We start from the raw sequence: 14,105 nt of genomic DNA, 5'->3' as shown, positions 1-14,105 counted from the left end.
GGGAGATTATGACCAGAGACACTAATCAACAAGATCTGTTATCAGATTCTGCTTTAACTGATCCACAGTTCGACACCCTAGGATACAGCAGCTACGCTCAGAGCCTAGCAGAGACTGTTCATGATAGGTCGCCGCCAGAATCAGTAGTAGTTGGTCTGTATGGACCCTGGGGATCTGGGAAAAGCTCGGTACTCAATTTCATAGAATATTATCTGAATAAGATTGAAGAAGACCCCATGATTATTTGGTTCAATCCATGGTGGTTTTCTGGTCAAGCCGACTTGATTAACAAGTTCTTCTCACAGATCGGTGCTGGCTTGGATGGAAGAGACGGATTAAGCGAAATACGCAACAAACTTTCGAAATATGCTTCTGCCGCTTCAAATATCCCATTTACTCCAACTACAGGTGTACCTGCTGGCCCATTCTTAGAGATTCTTTCGTAGGCTTTGGAAGTAGATGATCCAAATATGGAAGAAGTCAAACGATCTATTTCAGAAGATCTTGAAGACTTAGATCAAAGGATATACATATTTATTGACGATATGGACCGCCTCACCCAGAATGAGATTAAACAAATGTTTCGACTTATCAATAGTGTTGCCGATTTCTCAAATACTACCTATGTTCTCGCCTTTGATTACGAAATTGTGTCTACCGCATTGGAAGGAGAAAGAGGAGTCAGCAATGGAGAAGAATACCTAGATAAGATTATCCAACTACCCAAAACAATTCCAGTTCCCAAGAATAACTCAATTAAGGTTTCTTTACTAGACGACTCAATATAACACTTGAACGTGAAGATCCAATTTTTAATGTGGATCATTGGCAACGAATATTCGGAAAAGGGATCTCACCGGCACTTAATACGCCACGAGATGCAGTAAGGTTGTCTAACGCTGTTGATTCTGCATCAATGGCTTACTCTAGGGATATCAACTTCGTAGATCTAGTTTGTCTAGAAACCTTACGGCTATTTCACAGAGATGCCTATCTACTTATCCGAGACAATCCAGAAAAATTCGTTGGTAAGAAATCTCAGAACCGTTTGTCTTCGAGAACTGTGGATTATGAAGAACTGTTTCAGACACTTCCGAGTGATGAGAAAGATGAGGAAAGCATAGAAAACGCGAAAACGATTGTATCATATTTATTTCCAAGAGCAAGGAGCAGGAGCTTTTCCAACCTTCAGATACGGGAGAACAATCAAACATATAATAAACGACGTAGAATATGTGATCCAGAAGTCATAGATCACTATCTCCGTCAAGTTGTCCCTGATGACAAACTCCGTATTGATGAGTTTGATTCATTTCATTCACACGACAATAAGGAGGACTACGCCTCAGCATTCGAAGATTTAGTCGAACAGGGCGGAGAGCACGGTAGGACGAAAGCAAACCAACTTCTTGATCAGACCAGTCTCAATGATATTGAGAACGTCAAGCCCTTCTTTTATAGTCTATTCATTGTAGGCGACGATCTCATACGAGCAGACCCCTCATACAGTGCCTTAGATAGAGGCAGCAATTGGGTTATTCTCGAATTTATAGATGACATACTAGAGTCAATGGTTCGAGATGTACGAGGTGGTTTACTAGATGAAGCTATTTCAGAGGGCGACAGTGTATATTTGCCCGTATTCTACATAGAGTCCACACTCAGAGAGCACGGAGTTGGTGGTGGCGATCCAGAGCCCCTTGAGAAAACACAGCGAATGCTAACCCAGTCTCAGATTGATAGTCTGAAAAACGTAGTAGTTTCAAAAATTGAGCAAGCAGCTGACGAGAACCAATTGGAGAGTGTACCCAATTTAGACAGGGTGCTTTTGAAATGGGAGGAGTGGTCTACATCTAATCAAGCGAAAGAATGGGTTAGCGATGTATCAACGGATACCGATTCTTTGCTAGTTGTCCTCAATTCATTTATCTCACAATCAAGGTATGCTTCAGCGTATGAATCTGGAACGCAATCATTTGTTGATATAGAATACGTACTGAAAATAATAGACTTGTCAGATCTCAAAGAATGGGTTAGTAGTATAGACAAGGAAGATCTTGAAAAAGATGAGGCAGATCTAATCCGAATATACGAGAAAGGGTTCGAACTTTATGAAGCAGGAGCGGCTACTGATGACCCATCTACATGGCGTACTTCAGAACGGATACTCGATTCGGGAAGTGAAGAAAGTTAAAATACATACCATACAATAATATTTCTGTCTTAGACTCAGAGCCACTAAGTCATTATCACGATAATCATTATCTAGATAATGACCTTCTACGACCTCGACGATTTCCTCTCCCCCATACGATAGGATCGAACAGTAGCGAACCTACCGCGATTCCCCCACGTCCTGATGCTCCTCCAACCCATGCGTCACTAACGAATCCCGCTTCTCGAAACGCTCGCCACACAATTGACAGACGAACTGCCGGTCCATCCTACTCCGGCGCGTAGTCGTCGTGGATCCGGTCCATCCGCGCGGCCATCACGAAGTCGCTCTTGTGCAGGCCATCGATCTTGTGGGTCCACATCTCGACCACTACCTCCCCCCACTGGAGATGCAGGTCCGGGTGGTGCCACTCCTCTTCTGCGAGCTCGCCGACCTCGTAGGTGAACTCCAGGGCGTCCCGGAAGTCCTCGAACTCGTAGGTCCCCTCCAGGTGGTGCTCGTCGATCACCTCCCAGACCTCGCTATCGAGTTCCTCGAAGTACTCCGCGTACTCGTCCTCGAAGAGCGGGTCGTCCTCGGAACGACACGCCTCGCACTCCAGGTCCGCGAGCTGCTGTACCATGTCCTCCCCTACCCCCTCCCAGGGCTTGTATCTTCGTTCCCGGCGCGGGTTGCGTTCCCGGGCTGCAACCCCAAAAACTAACGTCGGCTGTCGCCCAGAGAGGGTGTGAACCGACGGACCTTCGTCGGCGCGCTGGCGGGTTCGGCCGCCATCGCGCTGGCCGGCTGCAGCGACGACGAGGAAGAGGAGCCCGAGGAAGAGGGGATCGACGACCCCGAGGACCACGACGAGGCCGAGGGCGACGACCCCGACACCACCGACCGCGACGACGAGATCGACGACGACGGCACCGATGAGGACCTCACCGACGAGTCCGAGGAGGGAACCGACGACGCCGTCACCGACGAGGCCGAGGACCCGCCCGAGGACGGGGACGACGACTGAGCGCCGGGGGCCTGCCCCGACCCGCAGTTTCTTCTCGCCGCCCCCGTATGGATCGGTAATGAGACTGCCCGACGAACTGGTCGGCGACGCCTACACGAGCGACTTCGGCTGGGAGCTGCTCGAGGAGCTCGTCGCCGTGGGCAACCGCATGGCGGGCCAGGCGGGCGAGGCGGAGGGCGCGCGGGCGGTCGCGTCGGCCTTCGAGGAGGCTAGCCTCGCGGACGTGCAGATCGAGGAGTTCGAGGTCCCGGGCTGGTGGCGCGGCGAGGCCTCGCTCACGGCCGACCGGGTCTACGACGGCGACCACGAGGTCATCGGGCTCCCCGGAACCCCCACGGGGCGCGTCGAGGCTCCGATCGTCGACGTGGGCCACGGCTCGCTCGACGAGTTCCAGGCGACGGACGTCGAGGGCGCGATCGCGATGGCCGCGAGCGACTCGCCGCCCGGCTCGGACAGGTGGCTCCACCGCATGGAGAAGTACGCGGCGGCCGCCGACGCGGGCGCCGAGGCGTTCGTCTTCCGCAACCACGTCGAGGGCTGTCTGCCCGCGACGGGCGAGATCGGCTACCACAACCGTCCGGGGCCGATCCCCGCGGTTGGGATCTCGAAGGAGCTCGGCGCGCGCCTGCGCCGTCTCGACGAACCTGAGGGAGCGCTCGACGTGGCGGCGCGAAACGAGCCGACGGAGTCGCGAAACGTCGAGGCGACGATCGGCCCCGACACCGACGAGGAGGTGCTGCTCACCGCGCACGTCGATGCCCACGACATCGCCGAAGGGGCGAACGACAACGGCGCGGGCTGTGCGGTCGTCGCGGAGGTCGGGCGGCTCCTGAACCGGGTCGACCTCGAGACCGGCGTGCGCCTGATCACGTTCGGCAGCGAGGAGATCGGCCTCTACGGGGCGTACCACTGGGCCGAGACGAACGACCTCGACCGGGTGAAATGCGTCATCAACGTCGACGGCGCGGGCACTTCGAGGAATCTCAGGGTAGGGACGAACGGCTCGACGGAGCTCCATGATCTCTTCGAGGAGGTGGGCGAGGAGTTCGACGCGCCGGTCGAGGCCAGCGACACGATCAGCCCCCACGGCGACCAGTGGGCGTTCGTCCAGGAGGGCGTTCCCGGCGTGATCGCCGGCTCGGTCTCGGAGGGCAGCGGGCGGGGCTGGGGCCACACCCACGCCGACACCCTCGACAAGCTCGACGTCCGCGACCTGCGGGCGATCGCGATCCAGGTCGCGGCCGCCGTGCAGGAGGCCGCGAGCGCCGACCGCACCTTCACCCGTCGCTCGCGAGAGGAGATCCGCGACGGGCTCACGTCGGGCTACGAACAGGAGCTGAAACGCGGCGGCCGCTGGCCGTATTGATTCAGCGGATCGATAGTAGCATATAACCCGCTGGCGGCGAACGGGGGTGTATGCGGACCGACCACGCCCTCCACGTCGGCGACGCGCGCGGGCTCGAGCTGGCCGACGGCTCCGTCGATCTCGTCGTCACCTCGCCGCCGTACCCGATGATCGAGATGTGGGACGGAGCGTTCGAGCGCCTCGAGAGCGAGGTCGGCGAGGCGCTCGAGGCGGGCGAGGACGACCGCGCGTTCGAGCTGATGCACGGCGTGCTCGACGAGGTGTGGGACGAGCTCGAGCGCGTCCTCCGTGAGGGCGGGATCGCCTGCATCAACGTCGGCGACGCCACCCGGACGGTCACGAACACCTTCCAGACCTACCCGAACCACGTCCGGGTCACCGAGGCGTTTCGCGACCGGGGGTTCGTCTCGCTGCCGGGGATCCTCTGGCGCAAGCCGACCAACAGCGCCGCGAAGTTCATGGGCTCGGGGATGGTCCCCACGAACGCCTACCCGACGCTCGAACACGAACACGTCCTGATCTTTCGCAAGGGCGGGCCCCGGAGCTTCGAACCGCGCTCGGAGGCGCGCTACGAGAGCGCGTACTTCTGGGAGGAGCGAAATCGCTGGTTCTCGGACCTCTGGACCCAGATTCAGGGCGTCGACCAGCGCCTCGACAGCGAGGTCCGCGAGCGCTCGGGGGCCTTCCCCTTCGAGCTTCCCTACCGGCTGATCAACATGTTCTCGGTCTACGGCGACACGGTCTGTGACCCCTTCTGGGGGACGGGCACGACGACGCTCGCGGCGATGGTCGCCGGCCGGGACTCGGTGGGTTACGAGCTCAACGGCGACCTGATCGAGCGCTTTCCCGAGCGACTCGGGGACCTGCCCCGGTTCTCCCGGGAGGTGCTCGGGACGCGCCTCGCGGACCACGAGGCGTTCGTCGAGCGGGTCGGCGCCGACGAACTGGGCTACGAGGCGACCCACTACGACTTCCCCGTGCGCACGAAACAGGAGCGCGACATCCGACTGTACGCCGTCGAGGGCGTCGAGCGCGAGGGCTCCGACTACCGGATCGACTACCGGCCGTTCGAGCCCGACGAGAGCTCCGCCGGGGGCTAACGTTTTTCTAGGGCCTGATCGTAGGGGAGGCATGAAGTTCGTTATCGTTGGGTACGGGCGCGTCGGGATCCGGACTGCGCGCATCCTCGACGAGGAAGGCCACGAGGTTTCCGTCGTCGACACCGACCACAACAAGGCCGAGCGCGCCCGGGAGTCGGGATTTACCGTCGTCGAGGGCGACGGCGGCGACGAGGGCGTCCTCGAGGAGGCCGGCGTCGGGAACGCCGACGCGCTCGCGGGGCTGACCGGCGACCTGAACGTCAACTTCGCGGCGTGCATGGTCGGCAAACACTACGACTGTCGGACGGTCATGCGTATCGATAACGACTATCGCGAGGAGATCTACCAGAAGTACGCGGGCGACGTCGACGAGATCGTCTATCCCGAGCGCCTGGGCGCGGCCGGGGCGAAGACGGCGCTGCTGGGCGGCGATTTCAACCTCGTCGCCGACCTCACCGAACGGCTCCAGCTCATCACGATCACCGTCCGCGAGGGATCGGAGGCGCTCGGAAAGCGCGTGAGCGAGATCGAGCTCCCCGAGGGGGCGCGGATCTACGCCCACGGCTCGGGGAGCGAGGCGATGACGATCCCGCTGCCGCGGACCACGGTCGAGTCCGGCGACCGGGTCGCCGTCATCGTCGAGCAGGAGAGCGTCGAGGGAGTCAGGGCGGCGCTCCTCGGCGCGGAGGAGCGGGCGGGCGCGTGACGTGTGGGTGGAACGGGGAGAGCCCGCGCCCTCCCAGTCGATCGACCCATCGGGGCTTAAGATTATGTCAGACGATCGCACGACACATATCAGCTGGCACGAGCTGTTCGAGCGAGTAGAGCCCGTCGAACGGGACCAGGTCGAGCGATGCCTAGCGGCCCTCCGCGATGAGCGAGCCTGACCCGACCCGCGTCGTCGCGGACGCGGACGTGCTCGCCGCGGACCTCCTCTCGGGCGGCTCGGCCCGCGAGGCGATGGACGTCCTCCGGGGCCACTCCTGGCTCACGCTGGTCTGCACCCCACGGTTGCTCGCGGACGCCGAGGCGGTCATCGCCGAGTTCGCCGACGAGGACGTCGCGCTGGCCTGGCGCGCGCGGACCGAGGAGCTCGCGACCGTCGTCGACCAGGAGCCGGGCGACCACCCCGCGCTCGCGGCCGCCCACCGCGGGGACGCCGCACAGCTCCTCTCGTTCGACGAGGGGCTCGCGAGCGCTCACACCGGCGCGACGCTCCGCCCGCACGTCGCGACGAGCGTTCGCACCCCCGACGCCTTCCTCGCGGTCTTCGACCCCGAGCGCCTCTACCCGGTCGTCGAGGGGGGAGAGTATCCCGGCCCCGACCGAGACCCCCGCAGGTAGCCACAAAACATATATCATACCTGTTTAATAACAGAATTAGTATGAAAGTAAACCTAGTAGAACGGAGAGATCGGACGCCGGTGCTGGTCGGACCGACGGCGGTCGGGCTGTTGGGCGTGCTCGTGGCCGTCGCGATCGTCGGGCTGATCGGCATCGGGATCGGGAGTTACGCCGGCCCGCCCATCGCCATGGGCGGCGCGCTGATCGCCGCGTTCGCGCTGACGCTGGAGTGATCAGCGCTCGGCGAGCCAGTCGCCGAACTTCGCGAGCGCCCGCCCCCGGTGGGAGACGGCGTTCTTCTCCTCGGTGTCCATCTCCGCGAACGTGCTCCCGCGGTGTTCGAAGATCGGGTCGTAGCCGAAGCCACCCGAGCCGCGGGCGGGGACGATCCGGCCCCGGACGGCGCCCTCGAACGTTTCGATCCCCTCGCTATCGGCGTACGCGACGACCGCCCGGAAGCGCGCCCGCTGGCTCTCCTCGCGCTCGGCGAGCGCCTGGACGCGCTCGATCCCGAGCTTCCCCTCGACGTACGAGGAGTAGGGCCCCGGGAAGCCGTCGAAGGCGTCGATGAACAGGCCGGCGTCGTCGACGAACACCGGCTCGCCGAGCTCGCGGTAGGCGTCGCGCGCGCCCGCCGCGGCGACCTCCGCGAGGCTCTCCGATTGGATCTCGGGGTAGTCGTAGTCGACCCGTTCGACCTCGCTGGGGAGATACTCGCGGGCCTCGCGGGCCTTGCCGGGGTTGCTCGTCACGAAGCGCAACATACCGAAACGGGGCGGCGAGAACGGAAATCGGCGTCGATCGGGCTCAGTCGTCGACGACGACTTCGACGGGTTCTTCCTCCTCGTCGGCCTCCTCGACCTCCTCGGTGCCGCTTCGCTCGTTCATGAGCAGGGCTGCGGCGACCAGGAGGACGATCCACGAGCGCCAGCTCGCGAGGTTCAGCGTGTAACCGACGCCGAAGGGCTTCTCGACGAGCATTCCCTTGCCGGGCTGCCAGTACGCCGCCAGCAGTCGGCCGACGCTCGGTCGCTCGAAGTTGTACGGCAGTCCGAACAGCGTTCCGGAATCCGGTTTCTCAGCCATGTCTCGACAAACGGTCGCCTATCTTATAAAGCCTCAGGCCGCGCCGCTACCGATAGCGGCCCCGCCCCTCGATCTCCCGGAGGCGCTCGAGGACCGCCGGCTCGCCGTCCTCGCGGTAGCCGGCCTCGACGGCCTCCCGGCAGGCCTCGAAGTCGGCCGCGGTGCCCGCGAGCGAGCGCTCGAAGACGTGGAGGTCCATCGCGTGGTCCTCGGCCTCGTCGGTGTGATAGCCGAGCCCGAAGTCGATGCAGTAGAGCCGATCCTCTGAAAGGCGGGCGTTGCGCGGCGTCGGGTCGCCGTGGACGAACCCCGCCCGGTGGAGGGTCGCGAGGTGGCGCCCGAGCTCGCGGACCCGCTCGGGGGTGAGCTCCGCGCTCAGATCCGCCCGCCCTACCCGTTCGAGAGTGAGGGTCCCCTCCCGGGGATCGACGTCCCGGACGACCGGCGTCGGAACCCCCTCGCGGCGCGCGAGGCTCGTCAGGCGCGCCTCGCTCGCGGTGCGCTCGCGGCGCAGCCGCTCGTCGAGCGCGGGGTGGCGATACTCCTTCGCGAGCCGGCGCTTTCGAACGACGTCGCCGATCTCGACGACGGCCTCCGCGCCGACCACCTCGCCGTCGCCCGCGGGCCGGGAGACCGACTCCTCGCCGCGCCAGGTCACGTCGACCTGGTCGGGCCGGAAGTTCGAGTCCACGCGCGAGTCCTCGATCGCGAGGGTGTCGCCCGCGGCGGCCATCTTCGCGCCCAGCACCGCGATCATGCCCGCGTTGTCCCGCAGGAAGCGGGGCTCGGGGGCGAAAAAGGACGCCCCGCGGGCCTCGCACATCGTTTCGAGCATCCCGCGCAGCCGGGCGTTCTGGCCGACCCCGCCACCCAGAACGAGCTCGTCGCTTCCGGTCAGCGAGAGGGCGCGCTCGGCCACTTCGGTGAGCATCGCGAAGACGGTCTCCTGCAGCGAGAAACAGACGTCCTCAACGCGCTCGCCCGAGTCGACGGCGTCACCGGAACTCTTCGAGTCCCGGTTGCCAGTCGAAGGAGCTTCGACGGCGGCCTTCGCGGCGCTCATGATCCCCGAAAAGGAGAAGTCCATCCCCTTGACGACGTACGGCAGTTCGACGTACTCGCCCTCGCGAGCCGCCTCCTCGACCTTCGGCCCGCCCGGATGCGACCAGTCGAGGTGCCGGGCGAACTTATCGAGGGCGTTACCGACCCCGGTGTCCATCGTCTCGCCGAGCACCTGATACCGGCCGTCGTGATAGCCAAGCACGTGGGCGTTCGCACCGCTCGCGTTCAGACAGACCGGGTTCGCGAACCCCGACCGGTGGCGCCCGATCTCGAGATGGGCGACCATGTGGTTCACCCCCACCAGCGGCACGTCGAGGCTCTGGGCCAGCGCGCGGGCGGCGCTGGCGACGATCCGCAGGCAGGGACCCAACCCGGGTCCACGGGAGAACGCGACCGCGTCGACCGACTCGGCCTCCACGAGCGCCCGCTCGATCACCTCGGGGATCGCCCCGGCCATGTGTTCGGCGGCCTCGCGGGGGTGGATGCCGCCGCTTGCGGGCTGATAGGGGTCGGACTCGATGAACACCTCGTCGGTTTCGGAGTCGAAATACGCGGCGCTGGCTGCCCAGGCGGTGCCTTCGATTCCGAGAACGCGCATTTCGTGGTTCTACCGCGGCGTTACTGCCACTCGGTGTAGCTACAGCGCCCGCAGTGCATGCGGTCGCCGTAGTCGCCGAGGAACGCGTCGCCACAGCGGGGACACTGCTCGCGCTCGGTCGAGCCGTCCTCGCCGTAGAGCTCGTGTCGGGCCATTATGCCCCCTCACCCTCGTCGGCGCCCTCGCCCTCGGCGTCGCCGGCGGTGATCTTGTTGCGCTCGAGCATGTGCTCCTGCTCGACGTCGCGCGCGAAGTCGGGGCTCTCGTAGACCTTCGCGTAGCCGACGGTCGTGCGCATCCCGAACTTGGTGTTCATCTCGCGGATGACGACCTCCTCGGCGTCCTTGTTGAGCTTCGCCGCGAGGCTGTCGCGCACGGAGAGGCGCTCGGGGGTGGCCTCGTCGTGGGTGATATCGAAGGTCACGTCGGTGCGGTGCAACATCGGGTTCTCCTCCTCCGAAACGATTTCGATGTCCATGATACTCAGTTACCTCATACTTCCCGCTGAAGCGCGTAAAAGGATTTCGGGACGCACCTTTTGCGCTGTCGTTCGAGAGATGCGGAGCATCTCTCGTAATGACGAGATGGCTTTGCCATCTCGAACCACGTTCGCGGTCCTTCGGACCGCTCACTCGGCAAAAGCTGTCTTGCGGGACCGTAGGTCCCGCGCGTGCCGCAGGACGCGAGGCGTCCTGCGAGCCACCAAAAGCGCGCATCGCTCCTTACAGTCGCTCCGCGCTACCGCTCGCAGCTTCGCTGCTCGCGGTCCGCACCATCTATCTGGCCGACACTTCGCCGCGGAACGCTCGCTCGCGGTTCGCTTCTCCTCACCAGCGCTCACGCTCGAACTCGTGGTCCTCGTCCGGCTCCGAAGCCGCCCCGACGTAGCGCTCGGCATCCGCGGTCGTCTCAGTTTCGAGCAGCGTTTCGAGCTTCCGTTCGAACTCCGCCTCCGTGATCTCGTCGCGGGCGTATCGCAGCCGGAGCGTCTCGAGGGCGTCCTCGGCGACGGAGTCGGGGTCCGCGTCGCGACCGAGGGCTTCCTCGAGCTGGTGGTAGATGCTCTCGTAGGCTATCGCGACGACGAACAGGACCACGAAGAGGGCCATGGCCGCGCTCCCGGTCCCGAAGGCGGCGGCCAGAGCCGCGAACGCGACGCCGAGGACGAGCGTGGCGGCGACGGCACCGCCGAAGCTGAGGGCGCGCAGTCGGGCCTCGTCCATGGTCGAACTGGTCGAACGGTCCACAAAAACGTTCGCCCCTGGACGACCGATCAGTCCCCGACCATCTCGTCGATCTCCTCCAGCCCGTCGTCGGTGATCCGGAACTGGACGCTCTCGCCGGCGGGCTTCGCGCGGTGTTTCTCCAGCGTCGCGCGTCGCTTGCCTCCCCGGAACCGGTCGATTCGCAGCACCGTTCCGGTCCAGTGTTCGAGCGTGTTGCCCCCCAGCGCGCGGGTCATGTCCGCGTCGGGGTCCGAGAAGACCTGGTTGGTGATCGCGACGGCCAGATCGTGTTTCCGGGCGAGCGCGAGCAGGTGGGTGATCTGGCGGGCGACCGCCCGCAGGGCGTCACCCTCGCGCTCGTCCTCGGTGCGCTGGAGCCTGTAGAAGCCGGTGGCGCTGTCGAGGACGATCAGCGAGACCCCGCTCGCGAGCTCCTCGACGTCCCGCACCGCTTCCTCCTGTTCGTCGAACGTGTGGGCCTCGCTGATCACGATCCGCGAGGAGAGGCTCTCGATCTCCTCGTCGCCGGCGTTCGCACGAAGCAGCTGCTCGAAGCGGTCGGGCGAGAGCCCCTCGGTGTCGATGTAGGCGACGCGCTCGCCGGCCGCGGCGCACTCGACGGCCGCACACAGCGCGAGGTTCGTCTTGCCGGCGGCGGGGGGGCCGTAGAGCTGGGTGACGGCCCCGCGCTCGAGACCGCCGCCGAGCAGCTCGTCGATCGGGGGGCAGCCGACGGGGATGGCGTCGTTCACGCCGGGGAGTCGGACGATGGGGCCAAAAACGCCCCGGTCCGCGAAAGCGTTTAGCGAGCCGGCCGCGAACCCCCGGCGTGATCGTCGTCGCCACGGGGGACTTCGAGGTCTATCACGGCGTCGTGGGCGAGCTCCGCGAGCGCGGGGTCGCGTTCACGACGGTCGAGCCCGACGATGAGCTGCCCGAGGGTACCGAGACCGTCATCACCGGGCCCGAGGACGACCCGCCGACGGGCGTCGAGTACGTCCGGGCCGATCCCGAGAACCCCCGTGAGGCCGTCGAGACAGCCCTCTCGACGCTGCGGGCGGGCGACGGCCGGACGGTCGTCGGCGTCGATCCGGGCGACCGGCCGGGGATCGCGATCCTGTCGGGCGAGACCGTCGTCGCGGCGTTCCAGGTGCCGCTCGCGGAGGCCGCCGACGTCGTCCGCGAGGAGGTGGCAGGGGGCGTCGATCCCGTCGTGCGGATCGGCGACGGGGCACGCCTCAAGGGCGCGACGATGATCAACGCCCTCGAGGACGCCCGGGTCGAGCTCGTCGACGAGACCGGTACGACCCCCTCTCTCGGTACCGGCACCCGCGGCATGGGCGACGTGCTCGCGGCGGTCAACATCGCCCGGATGGAGGGCGAGGCGGTCGAGAGCCGCGAGATCGAGCCCACCGAGGGCGAGCTCACCGTAATAAAGCGCCGCTCACGCGAGCGTTCGCCGGAGAACCGGGAGATCGACGCGGGGCTGGCGAAACGGGTCGCCCGCGGCGAGCTCACCGTCGAGGAGGCGCTGGAGGAACACCGCGAGGAGTGAGCTCAGACCCCGCAGTCCGGACAGTCGAGCAGCCCCTGAACGTTGATCGCCACGCCGCCACAGGCCGAGCAGATGCCGCGCTCGGTGGCCGTCCCCTCGATCGCCGCCGATGGTTCGTGCGTCGCCGTCATTGCCCGTATCGAACTTCCCGGTCCGTATAACCGTTCTCCTGATATGAATATGACTGTACCATGTGTTTATACGGGTACTAGCCGCCGTTCGCGTCCCGCCACGCCGACTCCGCGAGCGATGCTACCTCCCGGATCGCCAGCCCGGCCTCGCCCGCGGCGGCCGCCGCGTCGTCGTACTCGGCGCTGACGTCGTAGACCGCGCCCGACTCGTCGCTCGCGACCTTCACGTCGATCTCGTGAGTCCCGTCATCGAGTTCGAGGGTCACGCTCTCGATCTCCCGGCTCGCGACCCAGCGGTGGGTCCCGGGGACCGAACGGACCCCCAGGGTGCCCGTCTCCTCGGCCAGCCGGCGGGCCACCCGTTCGGCGTCCTCGGGCCGACAGATCACCTTCACGAGGTGGCCCGGCCGGGACTTCTTCATCGTCGCCGGCAGCACCGTCACGTCGCGAGCACCGACCTCCGCGAGGGTGGTCTGGAGCCCGCCCAGCACCTCCGGGGCGACGTCGTCGACGTTGGTCTCGAGAACGACGATCTCCTCGCGCGTGAGCCCCGCTTCCTCCCCCAGGATCGCCCGGAGCACGTTCGGGCGGTCCGCGAGGTCGCGGTCGCCCGCGCCGTACCCCGAGCTCGTCACCCGCAGGCCGGGAAGCGTCTCGACCCCGTCGGCGACGACCGCGAGGATCGCCGCCCCCGTCGGGGTGAGCAGCTCGGCCTCGACGGGCCCGCCCCGGATCGACCAGTCGGCGCGCTCGGCGATCTCGACGGTCGCTGGCCCGGGAACGGGGTAGGTGCCGTGGCTCATCTCCACCGTGCCGCCGCCGGCCGAGAGCGGCGTCGTGACCACCCGGTCGGGGTCGAGATCGGCGAGCAACAGCGCGGCGCCCACGACGTCGGCGATGGCGTCGTCGGCGCCGACCTCGTGGAAGTGGATGGAGTCGAGCTCCTCGCCGTGGACGCTCGCCTCGGCCTCGCCGAGAACGGTAAAGGCCTCGACGGCGCGCTCCTCGACCGCTCCCGGGAGTCCCATCGACTCGACGAGCTCGCACACCTCCCGATAGGAACGGTGTGGCCCCGCGCCCTCGGCGTGCGTGTGGTCGTCGTGGTCCTCGTCGTGACCATGACTCGCCTCACCGTTCCCGTCGCGATCGTGGTGGTCGTGTTCGTCGGCGAGCAGCACGTCCACGCTGGTCGCCCGGATCCCCCGCTTCACGACCTCGCTGGCCTCGTAACGCACGTCGAGCGCGTCCTCGGCCGGGACGAGCGCGTCGGGGTCCGCGCCGGCGGCGAGAAGCGCCCCCAGGATCATGTCGCCGCTCGCACCGAGCCGGCCGTCGAACGCAAGCGTCCTCATACCCCATCCCTCGCGCTCGCGGGCAAAAAGCGCACGATGTTCCCAAGCAATAGGGTTTTGTATCCCCTCGTACGTAGCATACCATGCGAAGAAATGACACAGT

General features: G+C 64.8%; 18 protein-coding genes and 1 pseudogene. 9 read left to right on the top strand and 10 right to left on the bottom strand.

The genetic code is table 11. The features are described 5' to 3' along the window. Window positions 1–8: 8 nt before the first annotated feature. Both WOA58_RS00340 and WOA58_RS00335 read left to right on the top strand, forming a co-directional pair. Window positions 9–788: pseudogene (locus WOA58_RS00340) on the top strand (KAP family P-loop NTPase fold protein). 275 nt (window positions 789–1,063) lie between these two features. Beyond that, a complete protein-coding gene (locus WOA58_RS00335) occupies window positions 1,064–2,194 on the top strand; it encodes a hypothetical protein (RefSeq protein ID WP_340602134.1) in 1,131 nt (376 codons plus the stop codon). Window positions 2,195–2,444: 250 nt separating this feature from the next. Here WOA58_RS00335 and WOA58_RS00330 read toward each other — a convergent pair whose 3' ends face one another. Then, window positions 2,445–2,798 (bottom strand): 4a-hydroxytetrahydrobiopterin dehydratase, encoded by a 354-nt coding sequence (locus WOA58_RS00330; RefSeq protein ID WP_340602133.1) that lies wholly within the window; start codon window positions 2,796–2,798, stop codon window positions 2,445–2,447. Window positions 2,799–2,903: 105 nt separating this feature from the next. Between WOA58_RS00330 and WOA58_RS00325 the strand changes: the two genes are divergently transcribed. The 6 genes from WOA58_RS00325 to WOA58_RS00300 all read left to right on the top strand — a co-directional run bounded on the left by WOA58_RS00325 (window position 2,904) and on the right by WOA58_RS00300 (window position 7,225). Further along, complete coding sequence (locus tag WOA58_RS00325) at window positions 2,904–3,182, top strand: hypothetical protein (RefSeq protein ID WP_340602132.1); 279 nt, start codon at window positions 2,904–2,906, stop codon at window positions 3,180–3,182. Between the two features lie 58 nt (window positions 3,183–3,240). Next, window positions 3,241–4,548 carry a M28 family metallopeptidase gene (locus WOA58_RS00320; protein WP_340602131.1) on the top strand — a complete coding sequence of 436 codons (1,308 nt, stop codon included), beginning with the start codon at window positions 3,241–3,243 and terminating at the stop codon, window positions 4,546–4,548. 50 nt (window positions 4,549–4,598) lie between these two features. Then, window positions 4,599–5,648 carry a DNA-methyltransferase gene (locus WOA58_RS00315; protein WP_340602130.1) on the top strand — a complete coding sequence of 350 codons (1,050 nt, stop codon included), beginning with the start codon at window positions 4,599–4,601 and terminating at the stop codon, window positions 5,646–5,648. 31 nt (window positions 5,649–5,679) lie between these two features. Next, window positions 5,680–6,354, top strand: coding sequence for a potassium channel family protein (locus tag WOA58_RS00310; protein ID WP_340602129.1), 675 nt, complete (start codon window positions 5,680–5,682; stop codon window positions 6,352–6,354). 167 nt (window positions 6,355–6,521) lie between these two features. Further along, window positions 6,522–6,992, top strand: coding sequence for a DUF7384 family protein (locus WOA58_RS00305; RefSeq protein WP_340602128.1), 471 nt, complete (start codon window positions 6,522–6,524; stop codon window positions 6,990–6,992). 41 nt (window positions 6,993–7,033) lie between these two features. After that, a complete protein-coding gene (locus WOA58_RS00300) occupies window positions 7,034–7,225 on the top strand; it encodes a hypothetical protein (protein ID WP_340602127.1) in 192 nt (63 codons plus the stop codon). Here the strand turns inward: WOA58_RS00300 and WOA58_RS00295 are convergent, their stop codons facing one another. The 7 genes from WOA58_RS00295 to radB all read right to left on the bottom strand — a co-directional run bounded on the left by WOA58_RS00295 (window position 7,226) and on the right by radB (window position 11,716). Beyond that, entirely contained in the window at window positions 7,226–7,756 is a 531-nt protein-coding gene (locus WOA58_RS00295; protein WP_340602126.1) for an XTP/dITP diphosphatase, read from the bottom strand. Between the two features lie 43 nt (window positions 7,757–7,799). Further along, on the bottom strand, window positions 7,800–8,078 hold the full coding sequence (locus WOA58_RS00290) for a DUF5808 domain-containing protein (RefSeq protein WP_340602125.1): 279 nt from the start codon (window positions 8,076–8,078) through the stop codon (window positions 7,800–7,802). 46 nt (window positions 8,079–8,124) lie between these two features. Next, on the bottom strand, window positions 8,125–9,738 hold the full coding sequence (locus WOA58_RS00285) for a bifunctional N(6)-L-threonylcarbamoyladenine synthase/serine/threonine protein kinase (protein ID WP_340602124.1): 1,614 nt from the start codon (window positions 9,736–9,738) through the stop codon (window positions 8,125–8,127). A gap of 20 nt (window positions 9,739–9,758) precedes the next feature. Further along, entirely contained in the window at window positions 9,759–9,893 is a 135-nt protein-coding gene (locus tag WOA58_RS00280; RefSeq protein ID WP_340602123.1) for a 30S ribosomal protein S27ae, read from the bottom strand. Next, window positions 9,893–10,216: a 30S ribosomal protein S24e gene (locus WOA58_RS00275; RefSeq protein ID WP_340602122.1), complete on the bottom strand. Its 324-nt coding sequence runs from the start codon at window positions 10,214–10,216 to the stop codon at window positions 9,893–9,895. The genes WOA58_RS00280 and WOA58_RS00275 overlap by 1 nt, the downstream gene beginning before the upstream one ends. A gap of 349 nt (window positions 10,217–10,565) precedes the next feature. Continuing rightward, complete coding sequence (locus WOA58_RS00270; protein WP_340602121.1) at window positions 10,566–10,961, bottom strand: SHOCT domain-containing protein; 396 nt, start codon at window positions 10,959–10,961, stop codon at window positions 10,566–10,568. A gap of 50 nt (window positions 10,962–11,011) precedes the next feature. Beyond that, window positions 11,012–11,716, bottom strand: a complete 705-nt coding sequence (gene radB, locus WOA58_RS00265) for a DNA repair and recombination protein RadB (RefSeq protein ID WP_340602120.1) — start codon at window positions 11,714–11,716, stop codon at window positions 11,012–11,014. 77 nt (window positions 11,717–11,793) lie between these two features. Between radB and WOA58_RS00260 the strand changes: the two genes are divergently transcribed. Beyond that, window positions 11,794–12,519, top strand: coding sequence for a hypothetical protein (locus WOA58_RS00260; RefSeq protein ID WP_340602119.1), 726 nt, complete (start codon window positions 11,794–11,796; stop codon window positions 12,517–12,519). Between the two features lie 2 nt (window positions 12,520–12,521). On the opposite strand, the gene WOA58_RS00255 is transcribed toward WOA58_RS00260, so the two are convergent. After that, window positions 12,522–12,650: a hypothetical protein gene (locus WOA58_RS00255; protein WP_340602118.1), complete on the bottom strand. Its 129-nt coding sequence runs from the start codon at window positions 12,648–12,650 to the stop codon at window positions 12,522–12,524. Between the two features lie 77 nt (window positions 12,651–12,727). Beyond that, window positions 12,728–14,002 carry a nickel pincer cofactor biosynthesis protein LarC gene (larC, locus tag WOA58_RS00250; protein WP_340602117.1) on the bottom strand — a complete coding sequence of 425 codons (1,275 nt, stop codon included), beginning with the start codon at window positions 14,000–14,002 and terminating at the stop codon, window positions 12,728–12,730. Between the last annotated feature and the right edge of the window lie 103 nt (window positions 14,003–14,105).

This window comes from Halalkalicoccus tibetensis (assembly GCF_037996645.1).
GTDB lineage: Archaea > Halobacteriota > Halobacteria > Halobacteriales > Halalkalicoccaceae > Halalkalicoccus > Halalkalicoccus tibetensis.
This window is presented reverse-complemented; position numbering and strand designations above follow the sequence as displayed.

What these genes read in the sequence shown, in the direction of transcription:
- WOA58_RS00330 (WP_340602133.1), bottom strand. Translation starts at nt 2,798, where the DNA reads ATGGTACAGCAGCTCGCGGACCTGGAGTGCGAGGCGTGTCGTTCCGAG.
- WOA58_RS00320 (WP_340602131.1), top strand. Translation starts at nt 3,241, where the DNA reads ATGAGACTGCCCGACGAACTGGTCGGCGACGCCTACACGAGCGACTTC.
- WOA58_RS00315 (WP_340602130.1), top strand. Translation starts at nt 4,599, where the DNA reads ATGCGGACCGACCACGCCCTCCACGTCGGCGACGCGCGCGGGCTCGAG.
- WOA58_RS00310 (WP_340602129.1), top strand. Translation starts at nt 5,680, where the DNA reads ATGAAGTTCGTTATCGTTGGGTACGGGCGCGTCGGGATCCGGACTGCG.
- WOA58_RS00305 (WP_340602128.1), top strand. Translation starts at nt 6,522, where the DNA reads ATGAGCGAGCCTGACCCGACCCGCGTCGTCGCGGACGCGGACGTGCTC.
- WOA58_RS00300 (WP_340602127.1), top strand. Translation starts at nt 7,034, where the DNA reads ATGAAAGTAAACCTAGTAGAACGGAGAGATCGGACGCCGGTGCTGGTC.
- WOA58_RS00295 (WP_340602126.1), bottom strand. Translation starts at nt 7,756, where the DNA reads ATGTTGCGCTTCGTGACGAGCAACCCCGGCAAGGCCCGCGAGGCCCGC.
- WOA58_RS00290 (WP_340602125.1), bottom strand. Translation starts at nt 8,078, where the DNA reads ATGGCTGAGAAACCGGATTCCGGAACGCTGTTCGGACTGCCGTACAAC.
- WOA58_RS00285 (WP_340602124.1), bottom strand. Translation starts at nt 9,738, where the DNA reads ATGCGCGTTCTCGGAATCGAAGGCACCGCCTGGGCAGCCAGCGCCGCG.
- WOA58_RS00280 (WP_340602123.1), bottom strand. Translation starts at nt 9,893, where the DNA reads ATGGCCCGACACGAGCTCTACGGCGAGGACGGCTCGACCGAGCGCGAG.
- WOA58_RS00275 (WP_340602122.1), bottom strand. Translation starts at nt 10,216, where the DNA reads ATGGACATCGAAATCGTTTCGGAGGAGGAGAACCCGATGTTGCACCGC.
- WOA58_RS00270 (WP_340602121.1), bottom strand. Translation starts at nt 10,961, where the DNA reads ATGGACGAGGCCCGACTGCGCGCCCTCAGCTTCGGCGGTGCCGTCGCC.
- WOA58_RS00255 (WP_340602118.1), bottom strand. Translation starts at nt 12,650, where the DNA reads ATGACGGCGACGCACGAACCATCGGCGGCGATCGAGGGGACGGCCACC.
- larC (WP_340602117.1), bottom strand. Translation starts at nt 14,002, where the DNA reads ATGAGGACGCTTGCGTTCGACGGCCGGCTCGGTGCGAGCGGCGACATG.